General features: G+C 71.3%; 10 protein-coding genes. 6 read left to right on the plus strand and 4 right to left on the minus strand.

All coding sequences use genetic code 11. The features are described from left to right. Nucleotides 1-36: 36 nt before the first annotated feature. Together ACWDLG_RS19840 and ACWDLG_RS19845 are read right to left on the minus strand one after the other, a co-directional pair. Nucleotides 37-447: an HPP family protein gene (locus tag ACWDLG_RS19840; RefSeq protein WP_449921867.1), complete on the minus strand. Its 411-nt coding sequence runs from the start codon at nt 445-447 to the stop codon at nt 37-39. An 89-nt stretch (nt 448-536) separates the two neighbouring features. Continuing rightward, nucleotides 537-1010 carry a carboxymuconolactone decarboxylase family protein gene (locus ACWDLG_RS19845; RefSeq protein WP_449921868.1) on the minus strand — a complete coding sequence of 158 codons (474 nt, stop codon included), beginning with the start codon at nt 1008-1010 and terminating at the stop codon, nt 537-539. An 87-nt stretch (nt 1011-1097) separates the two neighbouring features. Between ACWDLG_RS19845 and ACWDLG_RS19850 the strand changes: the two genes are divergently transcribed. Then, nucleotides 1098-1652 carry a CGNR zinc finger domain-containing protein gene (locus tag ACWDLG_RS19850; RefSeq protein ID WP_449921870.1) on the plus strand — a complete coding sequence of 185 codons (555 nt, stop codon included), beginning with the start codon at nt 1098-1100 and terminating at the stop codon, nt 1650-1652. 224 nt (nt 1653-1876) lie between these two features. On the opposite strand, the gene ACWDLG_RS19855 is transcribed toward ACWDLG_RS19850, so the two are convergent. Next, on the minus strand, nt 1877-2377 hold the full coding sequence (locus ACWDLG_RS19855; RefSeq protein WP_354915658.1) for a DUF1269 domain-containing protein: 501 nt from the start codon (nt 2375-2377) through the stop codon (nt 1877-1879). Nucleotides 2378-2539: 162 nt separating this feature from the next. Continuing rightward, the gene (locus tag ACWDLG_RS19860) at nt 2540-2947 is read right to left on the minus strand and encodes a DUF7144 family membrane protein (RefSeq protein ID WP_354915655.1); all 408 of its coding nucleotides are present in this window, start codon (nt 2945-2947) and stop codon (nt 2540-2542) included. A gap of 93 nt (nt 2948-3040) precedes the next feature. On the opposite strand from ACWDLG_RS19860, the gene ACWDLG_RS19865 reads away from it, so the two are divergent. The 5 genes from ACWDLG_RS19865 (at nt 3041) to ACWDLG_RS19885 (ending at nt 16422) form a co-directional block, all read left to right on the plus strand. Beyond that, nucleotides 3041-3925 carry an SseB family protein gene (locus ACWDLG_RS19865; RefSeq protein ID WP_449922148.1) on the plus strand — a complete coding sequence of 295 codons (885 nt, stop codon included), beginning with the start codon at nt 3041-3043 and terminating at the stop codon, nt 3923-3925. Further along, nucleotides 3922-4311 (plus strand): hypothetical protein, encoded by a 390-nt coding sequence (locus tag ACWDLG_RS19870; RefSeq protein ID WP_449921873.1) that lies wholly within the window; start codon nt 3922-3924, stop codon nt 4309-4311. Before ACWDLG_RS19865 ends, ACWDLG_RS19870 begins: the two co-directional genes overlap by 4 nt. A gap of 115 nt (nt 4312-4426) precedes the next feature. Next, nucleotides 4427-4831, plus strand: a complete 405-nt coding sequence (locus ACWDLG_RS19875; RefSeq protein ID WP_449921874.1) for a YbaB/EbfC family nucleoid-associated protein — start codon at nt 4427-4429, stop codon at nt 4829-4831. Further along, nucleotides 4828-5175: a hypothetical protein gene (locus ACWDLG_RS19880; protein ID WP_449921876.1), complete on the plus strand. Its 348-nt coding sequence runs from the start codon at nt 4828-4830 to the stop codon at nt 5173-5175. Before ACWDLG_RS19875 ends, ACWDLG_RS19880 begins: the two co-directional genes overlap by 4 nt. A gap of 87 nt (nt 5176-5262) precedes the next feature. Beyond that, entirely contained in the window at nt 5263-16422 is an 11160-nt protein-coding gene (locus ACWDLG_RS19885; RefSeq protein ID WP_449921878.1) for a WXG100-like domain-containing protein, read from the plus strand. Nucleotides 16423-16428: the final 6 nt, after the last annotated feature.

A 16428-nucleotide genomic window follows, 5' to 3' on the forward strand; every position in this document is an offset into this window, starting at 1 on the left:
ACGCGCGGCACCACGGCCAGGACGGCGGTGCGGAGGTCAACGTGAACGGCGGAAACGGGCCACGCGCGGCACGGCGGCCAGGATGGCGAGGATGGCCGCACCGGCCACCAGGGCGAGGGCGGGGACCGGCTGACCGGCCACGCCCAGCAGCGCGGCCGACGCCGCGGCGGGGGCATGGAAGGTGCCGGTGACCAGCATCGCCACGACCCCCGCCCCCACCGCCAGCATCGCGGCCGTTGTGCCGGGCCCGGCGACGAACGCCGCGCCGAGCCCTGCCGCCGCCGCCATGAGGTGGGCGAGCAGCACGGTGAGCGGGCGGGCCGCCGGGGTGCCGGGGGCGACGGCGATGAGCGCGGCCGAGGCGGCGAGCGGAGGTGCGAGCGTGGGCTCCCCGGCCACCGCCTGCACCACCGCCAGCGGCGCGAGCAGCACCAGCGTTACCGCCACAGGCCGCATCCGCCCGACCCTGGCCGCCCACCCGGCACCCTCCCCCCGACCGGGACCCTCGGCACGGCCGGCGCCCAGGCGCGCGATCGTCATGCCGTCGGCCAGTCGTTCTCGGTCTCCGCCACCTTGTTGACGTAGTTCGTCATCGTCTGCAGGGCCACCAGCGCGATGATCTCCAGGATCTGCTCGTCGTTCCACCCCGCGGCGCGCGCCTGGGACGGGTCGGCGTTGCCGCGCGTCTCCGTCAGCGCCCGGGCGAACTCGACGGCCGCGGCCTCCTTGGCGTCCTCAGCGGTGCCCTGCTTGGCCAGCTCGACGTCGGCGTCACTGAGCCCGGCAGCCGTCTTGCCGCTGTAGGTGTGCGCGGCGACGCAGTACGAGCAGGCGTTGGCCGCGCCCACGGTCAGCGCGATGCGCTCGAAGGCGGTCTGCGGCAGCGTGCTCTTCTTCAGCGCCCGCGCCAGCCCCTGGTAGCCCTCCAGTACGGCAGGCGAGTTCGCCATGACGCGCACCATGTTCGGCACCTTGTCCAGCTTGGGATCCCCCTGCACCGGCTTGATCATCTTCAGCACTCCTTCTAACGGGATAACCCCGACAAGCCCGTTACGTTATCACGGACTTTGAGAGGAATTCCCGTTAGAATGAAGGGTATGGACGACCCGTTGGCACTCCGGCTGGCCGGCACCATCCGAGCCCGCCGCAGCGGCCTCACCGACGCCTTCGCGACCGTCGACGGCCTGACCGCCTGGGTGCGCGACCAGGACCTGTCCCCCTACCTCGACACCGCGGCCTTCACTGCCGACGAGCGGATCAGGGTCGGCACGGTCGCTCTCCGCCAAGCCGTACGCGCCCTCTTCGCCAAGGCCGTCTCCCCTCACCCGCCCAGCCCGGCGGATGCCGGAGCCCTGCCCCCGCTCCCCGAGGCGCTCGCGCTGGTCAACAGCGCCGCCGCCCCCACGCGCCGCCGCCTCGAGTGGTCGCACGCGCCGGAGGAGCATCTCGAGGTGCACGGCGACCACCTGTCGTCGGCCCTGGCCAACGCCGCGATCGACTTCTTCGCCGGCCCCGATCTTTCGCGGGTCAAGGTGTGTCCCGCCCCGAGGTGCGTGCTGTATTTCGTCAAGCGCCATCCCCGCCAGGAGTGGTGCTCGGTCGCGTGCGGTAACCGCGCCCGCGCCGCACGCCACTACCACCGCGACCGTTAGACGGGTGGTTCCGATGGCGGCTCGTAGGCGATCAGGAATCGAGTGATGGTCGCGCGCCGCCCCGGCTCGTGGGCGCCCGGCGACCCAGGGGCCGGTCAGGCGTGGCCGCCCGGCGAACCTGGGGCCGCGTCGGGCGTGTGGCGATCGGGACAGGCCAGGAGGACGCCCGGCGGCCCGGGGCCGGCCAGGCGGCGACGGACGCCTGGCCGCCCGGGGTTGGTTGGTCAGGCGTTGACGCCCTGCGCCGCCTTGACCGCCTCGCGCAGATGGTCCTCCTGGTCCTGGCTGAGCGAGGTCTGCAGGATGTCGCCGCCGTACTGGGCGATCTCCGGGATGACCTTGTCCGGCGTGCTCTTCACGACCAGGACGAACAGCGCGGCCTTGCCCGGTTCCATCTTGGCGCCGAGGTCCTTCATGAACTTGTCGTTGACGCCTACGTCGGTGAGCGCCCCGCCGGCCGCGCCGGCCGCCGCGCCGATCGCCATGCCGAACAGCGGCATGAAGAACAGCAGCCCGATCAGGCCGCCCCACAGGGCGCCGCTGGTGGCGCCCAGCCCGGTCATGCTGGTGGACTGGTGCAGCTTGATCTTCCCGTCCAGCCGGCGCTCCACGACGGCCACGTCGGCCAGCGTGATGAGGTTCTGCTTCTGCATCTCGAACAGCCGGTCGCGGACCATGGCGGCGGTGTTGACGTCCGGGTAGGAGATGACGATGAGGTTGCTCATGGATGGTCCTGCTTCCTGTCGCGTTGTGGGACGGCCTTCTTCCCGGCACGAGCGACCGCGCCCGGCCCTCGCGAGGTCGGCCATATGCGTTCTTTCCCGATGCGGGTTATAACGAAGTCCGCAAAACCCCCAAAAGCGCATGTATCCGACAGATGCGGAGCCTCACTCCGCGAGCGTCTTGGCCTCCCGGCCGTGCACGATGAGCGCGTACAGCACCAGCACGTCGATGGCGATGACCGCCAGCGACCACCAGGGGTTGACCGCGATCCAGGTAAGCTGCGTGATCGCGTTGATCATCAGCAGAACGACCGCCGCGATGCGGGCCCAGCCCTTGCCGAAGCTCACCGCGACGCCGGTGACGGTGAGCAGAACACCCCAGATCAGGTGGAGCCAGCCCCACCCGGTCAGGTCGAACAGCAGGAGTTTGGTGAAGGTCTGGACGTAGACCTGGTCGTTGATGATGGCGGACAGGCCGCTGACGATGTTGAAGATCCCCGACATGATCATCAGCATGCCGCCGAACCAGATCCAGCCGACCCAACCGGTTACCCGTTCCGTATGGATGGCCATTGGTCGAACCTCCCCCGACGTTTCGAGCCCCTATTGGCGTGTGTTCCCAGGTAAGGCCTGGGGCATGCGAGTTGGGAGCACGCCTTGGCTAGGGTGATCGTCGTGCGGAACCCGTCCAGTCCTTTCGAGGAAGCGCTCTGGGCCGCGTTCGAGGCGGGTGCGACGGCCCTGTGCCTGAGCCTGCTGAAGGACGCCGACCTGGCGCTGCCCATCTCCGCGGCCGCCTTCGAGGGAACCGAACCGGTCGCCTGGCCGACCGCCCGCGACGGTGACCGTACCTGGATGCTGGCCTACACCTCGGTCGAGGCGATGGTCGCCGCCAGTGCCACCTTCACCGAGCATCACCGGGTCGTCTCGATGCTCGAGCTGGCGGCGGGCTGGCCCGACTCCCGCTGGGGCCTGGCCGTCAATCCCGGCCTGCCCGTGAGTTTCCTCCTGGAGTCGGGTACGGTCGCCAGGCTCGCCGTCCCCACCCTTGTCCAGGACCTCGCGCTCGCCCCCCGGTCGGGCGTGCCGGTGATGCAGAAGCTGTTGCGCCCCTCCGACATCCACGACCTGCTGTCCGGCGGCGAGCCGAGGGTCTCCGGGTACTGCCACCACGCGCTCGACGTCTCGCACATCGCCACGCCCGCCGTGCTCGCCGAGGCGCTCGGGCAGCCCGACCTCGTCACCCCCGAGGGCGCGCTCAACCTGCTGCGCTGGCGTCCCGTGGGGCTCGACCTCTACCGCACGCCGTACGGCGGGGTCGACGAGGAGCGCCGCGACGCGGTCGCCGGATGGGTGGTGGAGGAACCGCCCTTCGTGGGGCTCGGCCTGGTGCCCAACCCCGACCAGGTCATCCGCGAGTACAAGGTGTACGGCGTCGGCCTCACCCACGGCGCGGAGATCTGGGAGCTGAAGCACGACGGGATCGAGCGCAGGCGCGCCGTCTACCACGGCGACCTGCGGCGCTGGTTCCTGGTCGGGCGGCGCGCATGACGCCGTCCCCCTACCGCGCCAGATGGCGGGGCGCCGACTACCCGGCCAGCCCGGAGGCGTCCGCCCTGGAGGTCTGGCTACGGCTGCGCCGCGAGGATCCGGCCGAAGGCTTCACCGAGGTCGAGCAGGGTTGCCATGTCATGACGGTTCCCGCCGCCGAGTGCGAGGGCGTCTGGTTCGTCACCACGGTCTGCACGTGGCGGGGCACGGAGTTCATGGTGCTCGCCGAGCGTGACGGCGAGGTGCTGCTGGAGTACCTGGGCGGCTCGGCGCCGGAGGCGGTGGCGCTCGGCATGGAGCGGGTCGAGCGCGGGGTCTACCGGCGCTGGGTCACCCGTGATGACGTGGGAGAACTCCAGGAGCGTGCGGTCCCCCTCCAGCTGTGAGGCTGTGTGACACATGAGCAATTTGCGGGACATCTTGTCGGATGATGTTCATGTGCCGGAAACTAGCGTGTAACACGTACGCTGCTGGCGCGCGTGGTGGGGCGAGGGGGGTGACATGGAGTCCTTCGGCGAACGAGACCCCGCGGGCCTGCAGGCCTACGCGGACGAACTGCGCGCGACCTTCATGCGGCTCCAGGAGGACGGCGCGGAGCTGCACGCCAAGGCCAAAGCCGTCCAGGTGAGCGCGAAGTCACGCGACGGTCTGGTGTCGGTCACGGTCGGCTCGCGGGGCGAGCTGATCCGGCTCGACATCGACCCGCGCATCTACCGGCATCCCGACGCCAGAGGGCTGGCCGACACGATCACCGAGACGGTGCACCAGGCGGCCGCCAAGGCGCGCGAGCAGATCATCGAGGTGTTCTCCCCGCTGATCCCGGCCGATCAGATGGAGGCGCATCTCGAGGGCGACCTCGAGACCGTGCTGGCCCAGCTGGCCGACCAGATGGGCGGGAGACGATGAGCTACCCGTACGGCGTGGACCTCGTCAGGCCCATCACCTACGAGGGGATCACGCAGTGGTCCGACATGGCCGGCGAGATGGAGAAGGACCTGCCGCGCCTGGTGGACGAGCTGCGGCAGGCCCTGGCCACCGAGCCATGGGGGTCCGGCGCCGAGGGCAAGGCCTTCTACGCCAACCACTACCAGGGTGACGGGCCGACCAAGCTGTTGGATCGGTGCTCGAACTTCCCCCAGCAGTTCGCCGACGCCGGCGACCGGGTGCGCGAGGGCGTCGAGAACCTGTTCACCACGGACGCGACGATCGCCTATGACATCGGGACGGGCGAACGGGTCCGGGAGGTCTGAGACGAGAAAGAGCGCGACGGCGAGGGGCCTGACGCGCGGTGACGAACAGTCGGACGGCTGACGGGGGACGGTGTGGCAAGCGGCGGCGTGGAGGTTCAGGGCCCAGGGGGTCGGGCCACCAAGCAGGACGTGGTCGTCGTCATCGACAGGGACGTCCGCCCGGCCTGGGAGACGGAGTCGCTGCCCGACTGGGTCAACTACTGGCTGATCCCCATGCTGTCGGCGGGCCAGAAATGGCCTGAGGCCAGCGAGACCGGATTGTCGAAGCTGTCCCAGGCCTACTACAACCTCGCCACGGGAACGAGCCGGTATCCCGAAGCGGCGGGCCGCGCCGCCAGGGCCATCGTGGCCGGTTGTTCCGCGCCGTCCACAGCGGAGTTCGTCGGCAGGGCGCGCGAGCTGTGCGGCAACCCGGCAGGCACGACGGCCGTGACGAACGAGTCGATGAGCCGCGCGGCCGAGGCCAGCAACTTCGCCGTCGAGACGCAGTACTCCAAGCTGTCCATCAACGTGGCCTTCTGGGTCACCGTCGTGGCGATCGCCATCGCCCTTCTCGTCGCCTTCTTCACCGCGGGCTCGACCGCCCCGTTCGTCGGCCCGTACGCGGCGGCGGCACGAGCGGCGATCACCCGCATCCTCGTCAGGCTCACGGCGATCGCGAGCCGCGCGATCGGCCCCAGAGGCGTGGCCATGCTGGCCGCGCTGAGCGGACCCACCGGCCGTGCCGCCGTGCTCAGATTCCTCGCCTCCCCCATCGGCAAGGAGCTGGTCGAGGAGATCGGCGAGGAGTTCTTCATCGACGCCTACGCCCAGTGGGAACAGATGCAGATGGGCACGCGGACCGAGTGGGACTGGCAGAAGTCGGGTGCCGCGGTCGTGGGCGCGGGCGGCGGCGCCGTGATCGGCACGAGGCTGGCCGGTCCGATGTCCCACATCACCGACCACGTGCCGGGCTTCGCGGGGCGCGCGCTGAACACCGGTCTCACCAACGCCATCGCCTCGCCGTTCGGCAGCATGATCGCCAACACCCTCGTCTACCGGCAGTGGCCGCCGGAGAACCCGTTCACCCTCGACGCCATGGTGGGCGGCTTCATGGGCGGCGCCGGACGTGCGGGAGTGCCGTTCCTCACCGACACCACCATCAGCCCTTTCAACCCCGACGTCTACACAGCGGTGCTGCACCCGCTGTCGACCCTCGCCAGCGCGAGCGACCTGGCCGCCGCCGCCGACCTGGCCCGCTCCGGCCAGAACCCCTCCGGCCCCGCGGGCAACGGCCCGACGGGCAACGGCCCGACGGGCAACGGCCCCGACCCGTCCGGCGACCCGTCGACGGGCGGGCCGAACATGACGGGCTCGGGCGGGACCTCCACGACCGGCTCGGGCGGTACGGCGGGCAGGACCGGCCAGGCGGGCACGCAGCAGGGCGGGTCGTCGTCCACCGTGGCCGGCGGGGAGGGCACTCGGAGGGGGTCGAGCACGACCTCGACCGACCCCGACAACCAGGTCGTGGTCACCCCGGAGGAGGAAGAGGAGCAGACGCAGCCGGCCGGTGACCCGACCACGCAGGCGACGCGCCCCTCGGCGCAGCAGCCTGACCCCCAGGGCCGGTCCCAGCAGCCCTCCACGGGCGAGCAGAACCAGGCGTCCGAGCCGCTCACCCAGGGAGACCCGGACACCGCCCAGAACCCCACGGCCCAGAACCCCGACCCCGGCCAGACCCCGTCCAGCACCCAGAACCCCGACACGGGCCAGAACCCCACCACGGCGCAGAACCCGGACACCGGCGAGAATCCCGCCGCGTCGCAGAACCCCGACACCGGCGAGAACTCCGGCACGTCCCAGAACCCCGACACCGGCGAGACCGGCGAGAACTCCGGCACGTCCCAGAACCCCGACGCGGCCCAGAACCCGGACACCGGCCAGGACCCCGCCGTCCAGCCCACCGCGGCGACCGGCGAGCAGGCCGGCACCGGCCAGGCCCAGACGTCGGAGTCCGGCACCACCACGACCGCCGCCACGCCGTCCGCTCCCACGGCGCAGCAGCTGGCGGCCGCGGCCGCCGCGCGCGAGGCCGCCGCGCCCACCGCCGCCCGGAAGGCGATCGACGAGGCGCTGTTCCACGTCGCCCCGGACGCCCTGTGGCTCCAGAACGGCGACGTGCGCCTCACCGATGTCACCGGCCGAACCGTCACGATCTCCGCAGAAAAGATCAACAGCGCCAGGAGGGGGCTCCGGGCCAACGCCAAGGACGGCATGCCCGAGGAGGTGCTGCGCGTGAACGCGGCGGCCTGGCTGGGCGCCGAGATCGCCGGGCTCGCCGGCCGGTCGCGGTCGAACGGCGCGGTCGACGCGCTCGAACAGCTCGCCGAGCTGTCCGAGCCCAGCCGCGCCGCCGCGACGAAGGCGATCTCGGATGTGCTCGCCGGCAATCCCGACGCACGGCTGAGCGCGCTGATCGCCGATGATCCGGGGGCCGGGGACGGCTTCATGCGGCCCGGCTTCCACGACGACTCCGCGGCCGACGTGGCCACGAAGGTGCGGGCGCTCGATCCGGAGACGGCCAACGCGCCTCAGGCTCCTCCCGCCGCGCCCACCACCCGTCCGGGCCCCAGGACGTCCAGGACCGTCGTCGACACGACGTTGACGGCCGATACCCGGCCGCCCTCGCAGGCCGACCTGAACGACGCCGAAGTCAAGGCCCTCGTCGACGGTGAGGCGGTGAAACCGTCCGACCTCGGCAGGGGCGTGCGCTCCATCGTCTGGTCGGCCGGCGGTCCCCAGCTGCGCGTCGAGATGGACGGCCGGCCCACGATGCACTTCCGGCTCGTGTACCCGTCGTCGGCCTCGGGCGGTCATCCCGCCGTCGTGCTGAACTCGGGCACCGAGAGCGACCCTCACGTCCTGCGGCTGTCGGGACGGCTCGGCTCCGAGCTGGTCTCCGTCACGCTGGTGCAGTACCTCACGCATGCGGCGCAGGAGCTCGACGCCGTCGCCGTGGAGCCCAGCCAGGGCCCCATCAGGGGTGTGCTGAACCGGCTGACCGGCCGGGGCGACGCCGAGACCAGCCAGGCCGCGTACGTGGAAGCCCGGTACAACGAGCACCGCCACCTCGCCAGGCGTTGGCTGAACGCGTCGAGCCAGAGCGAGCAGGAGGCGCTGAAGAGGCTGATGGACGCGGTGGCCGCCGACCTGGCCCAGCGCGGCGAGACGGCGCCCACGCCACCGTGGATCGCCGGAGAGCAGGGTGTGCTCCCCCCGGCTGCCCCCGTGGCGGAGACACCGCTCGCCGAAGCGACCAGGCTGGCGCGCGGACAGGCCGACTCGCTGTCACGCGCGGTGGCGGGCCTCGAGGCCCGGATCAAGGCGCACGCGGAAACGGCGAAGAAGGCGAAGGAGGCGAAGAAGAAAGCTCTCGACGACGCGAAGAAGGCGGACGGGCAGCGGGACCAGTTCGCGAAGGAACGCGCCCGCAAGGCTCGCGCCGAGGCGGACAAGCAGCAGGAGATCCAGCGTCGCCACGAGCGGATCATCAGGGCCTACAAGAAGGCGCTGACAGCGGCCCGGACCGTCCAGGGCGACTACGCGCGGCTCGCGGAGAGCCTGCACCAGCTGACCGCCGCCGACCCGGCCGCGGTGACGGCCGCCAAGAGCGAGCTGGCCCAGGCGGCCGAGGACGCGAAGAGGCGCGTCGAGGCCTACAAGGAGGCCCTGCTGGCGGCTCTGCCCGCTCCCGACGCCGTCGCGAACTCGATGGCCGAGCAGCTGCCGCACATGACCAGACTGACCCAGCGGATCAACGCGGGCATGCTGGCTCAGGGGATCGACGAGCAGTTCACCGTGGATGATCTGCACCGGGCGCTGCTCGGGCAGTGGAAGCAGCTGATCTCGAAGGAGGGCGTGGTCCTGCGGGTCGGCGTGCTCTCGCAGGGTGAGGTGAACGTCAAGCTGACAGTCGCCGAGCTGATCGAGGTGATAGGCCACTGGGCCAGGTCCGGCCAGATGATGTTCGGCCGCCTCCCCCAGGGCGGTCTGGCGATCGCGGCGGAGATGGTCCGCACGGTGACCTACAAGATCGGCGGCAAGCTCGCGGGCCTGGTGAAGGTGATACCGGGCGTCGGCTCCCTCGTGAAGCTCTTCAGCCCCGGTGGGGAGCTGAACTACGGCCGGAGCCGCTCGACGAGCGGGAACGCCCTCGACAACGTGGTCGGCGGCGCCGTCGAGGACAACAGAGGCGAGGCGACCCCGTTCAAGGGGCGTGGCACGTACACGGTGCGCATCCGTACCTCGCCTCAGGAGGGCTGGGTCACGCTCGACCCGGTCGACAGCGGCACGAGTAACGATCTGTCCGAGCTGCACGTGTGGATCGGGGCCTCGCACACCGACCGCCCGGTACGCAAGCCTGTCACGCTGGCCGAACTCGAGGCCAGGCACCCGGCGCCGGCGAAGGCCAACGGCGCGCCCGCCGGGCAGACCGGGGACACGCGCACGTTCCCCCCGAGCGTCACTCTCAACGCGACCGGGGCGGAGGAGCTCATCGACGGCGCGATGGAGAGGCTGGGCAAGAACGCCGGCTCGGACACCCTGCGGCAGCTCCGCAACTTCGTGTCCGAGCAGTGGCCCAGCGAGATGGCCGACGCCGTCAACACCGGCATCCAGGGCAAGCTCTCGCACAACGGGCGCGAGGTCGCACGGGTCGAACTGCGGACCGAGCCCGACTACGAGTCGGCGCGGTTGGCGGGAACCCCCAGTAACGAGCGCTGGAAGGAGGACCTTGGTGTCGCGGTCACCAACTCGAACGGTGGCCAGTCGTCCGGGTTCTCCAGCGGCGGCTCGGTCGGCATCGGCCGCGCGTTCGGGTGGCTCGCCGGCCTGCTGCAGAAGCTGAACCCGAAGGCCAAGTCCTCGTGGGGCGTCAACGCCAACTACGGCCGGTCGCGGTCCGAGAGCGTGAGCGCCGGAGGAACGGCCTACAAGCCGGTCGTCGACCGCAGCATGGCCCACCACCAGGACGTCGTGCTCAAGCACAAGACCGTGCTGGTGATCACGATGATCGAGGGCGACGACCGCCTCGATCCGGTCGAGACGACGGGCGAGATGCAGATCGTGGCCACCGAGTCGGAGGCGGCCCGCGCGGGCATGCCGTTCGACCCCGCCGCGGTGGTGCTGGGCGACGACAAGCAGCCGCTCAGGAACGCCGACGGAGAGATCGTCCTGCGCGACGACCCGCAACAGATCGGGCCGAAGACCGGCCAGGAGGCCCGGCCGATCTGGCAGGGCGACCAGGAGCACCAGTTCGCCGACGCGGGCTTCGCGCTCGTCAAGGGGGTCACCAACCTCGACCGGACCCTGTCGGACGCGATCACCGCGCTGCGCAGCCTCGGCCTCCTGCCCACCCCCGTTGACGGCGAGCTGATCTACTCCGAGGACGAGTACGAGGCGGCCGCCCAGCACACCAACCAGATGGAAATGGAGCAGCAGGTCCGCGACCTGAACGTCAAGACCCGGCTCAACCAGGCCATCCACCAGGGCATCCTCATCCCGCTCGTGCGCAACCACGCGGGGGAGAGCACCCAGATCTTCACCCTCGAGCTGAAGATCGGCCTGGACGTCACGACGACCACCCTGGTCGCGCAGGATTTCAACCAGGCCATGGCGCTGCTGTACATCGGGTCCGACACCAACGTCGTGTCGGCCGGGCACGGGCATTCAGGGGGTCTGAGCGGCGAGGTGAGCGCCGCGCACGAGCCCGGCGAGAACTCGGCCGGGTTCAGTTTCAAGGCCCGCCTCGGCGCCGCCCTCGGCGGCAGCACGAGCTCCGGGTCCGCCAAGGGCGACACCGGCAACGACGTGTTGCTCCACGAGTTGCTGACCGACGGGAAGACGGAGACGGAGGGCACGGTCACCGCCACCCTCCGCAGCGGCGACAGCGAGCCGGTGGTGCTGTCCGAGCACGAGACGACGGTCAGCATGGCGGTCCCGACCGCCATGCTGGCCGACCCCAGCAGACCTCCAGGACAGTGGCAGGCCGCCCCCGCCGAGCTGATCGACAACGCGACGATGCACCACGTCGACACGACCGGCCTCCTCCCGGCGGCCAGGAGACTGTTCTCGCGGTTCCTGCGCTGGGGCACGAGCGCGCTGCATCACGTGGCGAACTTCCTCGGCCACCACAACGTCCTGAGCCACGCCGTGAAGGGCGGCTCGCCGTACACCACGGGCTTCGCCGTGAACTCGCGCAGCTTCAACCAGGGGCGGCGCTGGTTCCGCCTGCCCGGCCCGTCCCGGGCTCGGCTCAGCCTCGACTGGAAGCCGGGAAAGGTCCGCGCCCTGGGAGCCCACGAGGGCGTCATCGCGGACATCTTCCTTCAGTTGGAGAGCCTGAACACCACCTTCTCCGCTTCCGCCAACGGGTCGGTCAACGCCGGGGTCGGCGCCGGCTACCAGAACGGAAAGGGCGCGAACGGCAGCGCCAACGCCGGCTGGGGCAAAGCCGGGTCGATCGCGCGCTCGATGTACCAGCTGCTGATCTGGGGCAGGGAGCGGCTGGCCATCGACATCGGCGTCCAGCACTACTTCCAGGCCGACGGGCAGTTCTCGATGAACGCGTTCCCCCCCGGCTCGGTCACCCCCGTCGGGGAGACCGTGGACGGCTCGGCCATCTTCTCCGTCCCCGAAGAGGTGAGCCTGCGCCTGTACGCCGAGGGCAAGCTGCAACTGCCGCCATGGATGACGGCCGACTCGGTGGAGCGCTGGCTCGACGACAATCTGGAGCTGGACCGGACGGTCGCGGTTCCGCTCGTGCAGCGCTACCTCATGGAGCTGCGGACGCTGCCGGCCGACCAGCGGCCCGAGCTGGCCGACAGGCACACGCGCGAGGCACTGGAGAACAAGCTCTCCACCCTGCCCGGTCTCGCGGACATGATGGCGGCGCCGGACGGGCACCGCCTGTCAGCGGCGGCGGCACTGGCCGCCAAGTCCCGACGTGTCAGGTTGGTCAACCATCTCGCCACGAAGATCGGCGACTCTCTGATCGAGAACGTCGTGTTCTCCCTCGGCGGCAAGCGCGTCAACCTCCTCGAGCAGACCATGGCCCACCTGGCGCGGCTGGCGCCCGGTGTCCTCGATGCCGACGCCCCCGCTCCCGACAAGCTGTACGGCTCGCTGAACGGCAGGCGCTGGCGCGGCAAGGTCGACAACATGACCGGCCGGTTCGGTTACCACACCGCGTTCACCATGAGGACGGGCCGCTTGGGCAGGACCGAGCGGTTCAGGGTGCGGATGCATCTGAATCTCGACCCCGACTCCGTCCAGGATCTCGGCCGCACCAAGACGAAGGTGCCCCTCGGACAGGACTACTCCTACAAGCAGAAGGGGTACACGCTCTCCAGCGGCCGCAACCGCGGGGGATCGGTCGACGGCGGCGGCGCGAACGCGGTCGGTGGCGGGAACGGCTCGGTGTCGACCGACAAGAACCGGTCCACGTCGAGTTCCTCCCACATGCAGCAGACCACGGTCGAGCGTTTCGGCGGCCCGGCCGACATGCACAGGCTCCTGCAGAGCGGCCAGCTGACCGTCACGATGGAGCGCTTGCCCTCCCGGTTCCGCTGGTTCGGCCTCAGGCGCGCGGCGCGCAGGGCGGCCGACGCGGTGCTGCATCCCGAACGCGCCACGGAAACCGAGTTCACCGTCGACCTCGAGATGGTCCGCCTGGTCGAGAGCACCGAGATCCGCCCCTACGAGGAGGGCGCGGTGCCCGAGCTGGACGGCGCCAGGGATCCGCGCTCGTTCCCGCTGCCGAACGCGACCAAGACCGAGACGATCGAGCAGGACGGCTCCCTGTACGACAGCCTGCGGGCCGCCGTGGCTTTCCGTCACGGAGAGGCCGCCGCGCGCGAGGTCGAGGACCAGCTGCAGACGATGACCGACGACCTGACGCTGATCGCGCTGCTGAAGCGGATGACCGCCGGGGAAGGGCTGCTGATCGGCGAGGTGAACCCGCGCAGCGCGAGCGGCCTGGGCCAGGAGGTCACCCTCCAGGCCAGGACGTTCAAGAAGGGTGTCGTGGTCGGCGTCCTCGAGGACAGGGAAGGCGGAGACGTCCAGCGGTTCCAGCACGAGTGGTCGACGACGGTGAGCACGGGCACGATGCTCCCGCTCGGCAGGGGCGCAGGCGGCAGCCACGGCCCCTCAAGCGTGTCGGCGGGCGTCTCCAGCGGTGAGCAGGCCACCGACCGCTACACGGTGGGCAGGGGAAGCCGCGTCGAGCACACCACGTACACGCGGGGCAGGCGGCTCAAGGTCGCGTTCGAGGTGGCGTTCGACGCCACGCTGACGGAAGTCGGGCGAACGGTGACCGGCCGCCGGGTTCGCGGCCCTTCCGAGTTCCTCCCCGAGGCGGGGACCGCCACCGTGGTCGTCGAGATGTTCGAGGGCCAGTTCAACGCCATCAACGCGGCCATCGAGGCGGGCGTGCCTCTCGGCGCGGGATGGGTGTTCGCCGTGCCCACCTTCGAGAACGACCCGATCGTGTGGCAGGGGCAGGTCACGGAGGAGGCGCCGTGGCGCCTGCTGAACGAGGCGCGCACGGTCGCCTCGCGCGGCAGGCCCGTCGTCCTCGACCAGGTGGAGCCGGACGGCACCCTGCGCAGGTACCTGCTCGACGACAACGGGGTGCACAGCCTGCCGACGGATCCGAACGATCCCGAGGCCCTGCTCGTCGCGGCGGACAACGGCTTCGCCGAGGCGTTCGGCACGCTGCCGCAGCCGCTGCTCGACCTCGCCATCGAACACAATCTCCCGCTGCGTCAGATCTTCTTCGCCTCGACGGTGGAGGGCACCCTGTCCGACAAGGTGCGGGCGGAGCTGGAGGACCGCGGCGTGCCGTACGCGGAACCCACCCCGGCCTTCCCCGCGCAGCCGGCGGAGGAGACGCCCGCCGTGGATCCGGCGATGGCAGGCAGCGACGTGGGCCAGGGCGGCGTCAGCGTCCAGTCCGCGGTCTCCGCCACTTCCCCTGCCATCCCCGGCACGCCGTACGATCCCTCGGCTCGCGCCGGGAGCGCCCCCCTCACCATGGACGACCTCAGGCAGCGGATACCCACGGCCGAAGAGCTGGGCGACGGCTTCGTCGCGGTGCGCCTGATGGCCGACGGCCGGACGTTGGAGGTGGCCACCGCGAAGCACGGGATCCTCTACACCCAGCTGAACGTCGGCGAGGTCGTCTCCGGCGACAACGCCGTCACGTCCAGGGGGACCGCGCCCGACGACCCGGCCACCACGGTGATCAACGAGCACGCCGACCCCGTCATCGTCAAGGCGACGGTGGCCCACGAGATCGTCCACCTGCTCCAGTGGGCGGCGGCCGAGCAGAACGGCGCGGGCCAGGGCGTGGTCAGAGGCTCCCTGCCCTCCGCCGAGCAGCAGGAGGGGCGTGACCACTGCCTGGAGCCGCGGCTCAGGGAGCACGCGGTCCTGTCCAGCGACTGGCGGCAGGCGAGCGACCCTGCGGTCCAGCTGCGGATAGCCCAGGCGATCGACGCGGTCGCCGCCGACATCGTCGCTCGCGGGCACCTGGCCCCCGAACCGCCGTGGGGCTCGGGCCCGCCGGTGACCTCGACGCCGGCCAGGGGCTCGATCGCCGCTCTCCTCAACACGGGGGCCGGTCCCGTGCTGGGCTCGGCCGCCACGATCGGCGCGTTCGACACGACGCCGACGGCCGCGGACGCCCTCAGCAGAATCGCCAACGTCGACTCCGTCACGGCCACCGGTCCTGGCCGCTTCGAGGTGAAGTGGCCGGGCGGCCAGTTCACGCTGGTGGTGTCCGAGGCCGACCTCGCACCCGGCGAGGTGCGCTCCTACCCGCAGCTCGGCCGGCCTGGCGAGCTCGTGATCGAGGTGTCGCAGAGCGGCGGCAGGACCGTCACCACCGGTGTCGCGGCGCGGATCGCCGAGCGGATCGCCGAGCTGGAGGGGCTGCCGCCGGGCAGGACGATGGCTCGCGGCGCCGCCGACCCTCGCCTGGAGGAGAGCGCACCCGTTCTCGGCCGCGAGGACCTCGCGGTGCTGGCCAGGCTCAGAGCGAGGATCGAGGACCTGGCCGACGCCCCGCGGCTCGCCCGCCGCCAGCGCGAGGACGCCTTGCGCGCGCAGGCGGCGCGGGCGGGCCTGGAACCCGGCACTCCCGGAGCCAGGACGCGGCTGATCGCGGCGGCCAGGGCGGGCCAGCTCAGCCCTGCCCAGGTCGACGCCATCCTCTCCCTCGTCGGCCACCAGCCGACCGCGGCGGTGAACGCGGCCGTGGCGGCCGTCGAGCGCGCCGCGCGGCGGGCCGGGGCCAGTGTGAGGAGGTACGGCAACGGCCTGCTCGACATCGTCATCCCGGGACACGCCCCCGTCGCGGTGGAGCTGACGGCCCACCGGGGGCTGCGCTCGGAGCCGTTCAGGGCGACCGTCGAGGAGCACGTCGCGACGTTCCAGGTGGCGACGTTCGGCTCGATCGGCGCCATCGAGCGGGAAGCCGCCGCGGCGGCGGTCGGCGCCATCGCCGCGCGACTGAACCTGCCGTCCGGTCCCGCCCTCCTGACGCGGGAGCCGGTGACCGGCGGGCAGGCCGTGCTGACCACGGCGGATCACCAGAACATCGCCAGGCTGTGGGAAGCCGCCCGGCAGGTCGAGGCCGCGACGCCGCAACAGCGGCGCAGCAGGCTGCTGGTCCTGATCGCCATGGCCGACTCGATGGGCGTCGGACAGGACGGCCCCAACCGGTCTCTGCTGCCGCCGTCCCTGGTCGACTCCCTCGTCACGAGGGTGGACAACCGTCTGGCGACGCGGCAGGCCCAGCGGGAGGAGCGGATGGAGCAGGCCCGCAGGCGCAGCAACACCACCGGCTGGTACCCGCCGGAGGACGAGGAGGAGTGCCTCTGCCCGCCGGACGAGGCCTGTGTCTGCGGGCGGCGTCGCGACGGCTCGGGAGGCGGGCCTGCGCCCGCACCGTCGGCGACGCCGGCCTCGGCTCCCACCCCGGCAGCCACCCCTTCAGTCACCCCGGCCCCGGCTCCCACGCCGACGCCCGTGCGGCGGGTCGTCGGCAGCGGCGACTCGCTCGCGGACATCTCCGAGGACGTCTACGGTGACGAGCGCTACTGGCCGGAGATCTGGAAGCGCAACCGCGATCTGATCGGGCCCGATCCCGGCGCGCTGAAAGAGGGTATGGAGCTCGTCATGCCGGAGAAGGTAGGAGGTCCATGACGGCGG

It is taken from the genome of Nonomuraea sp. NPDC003727, from assembly GCF_053586935.1.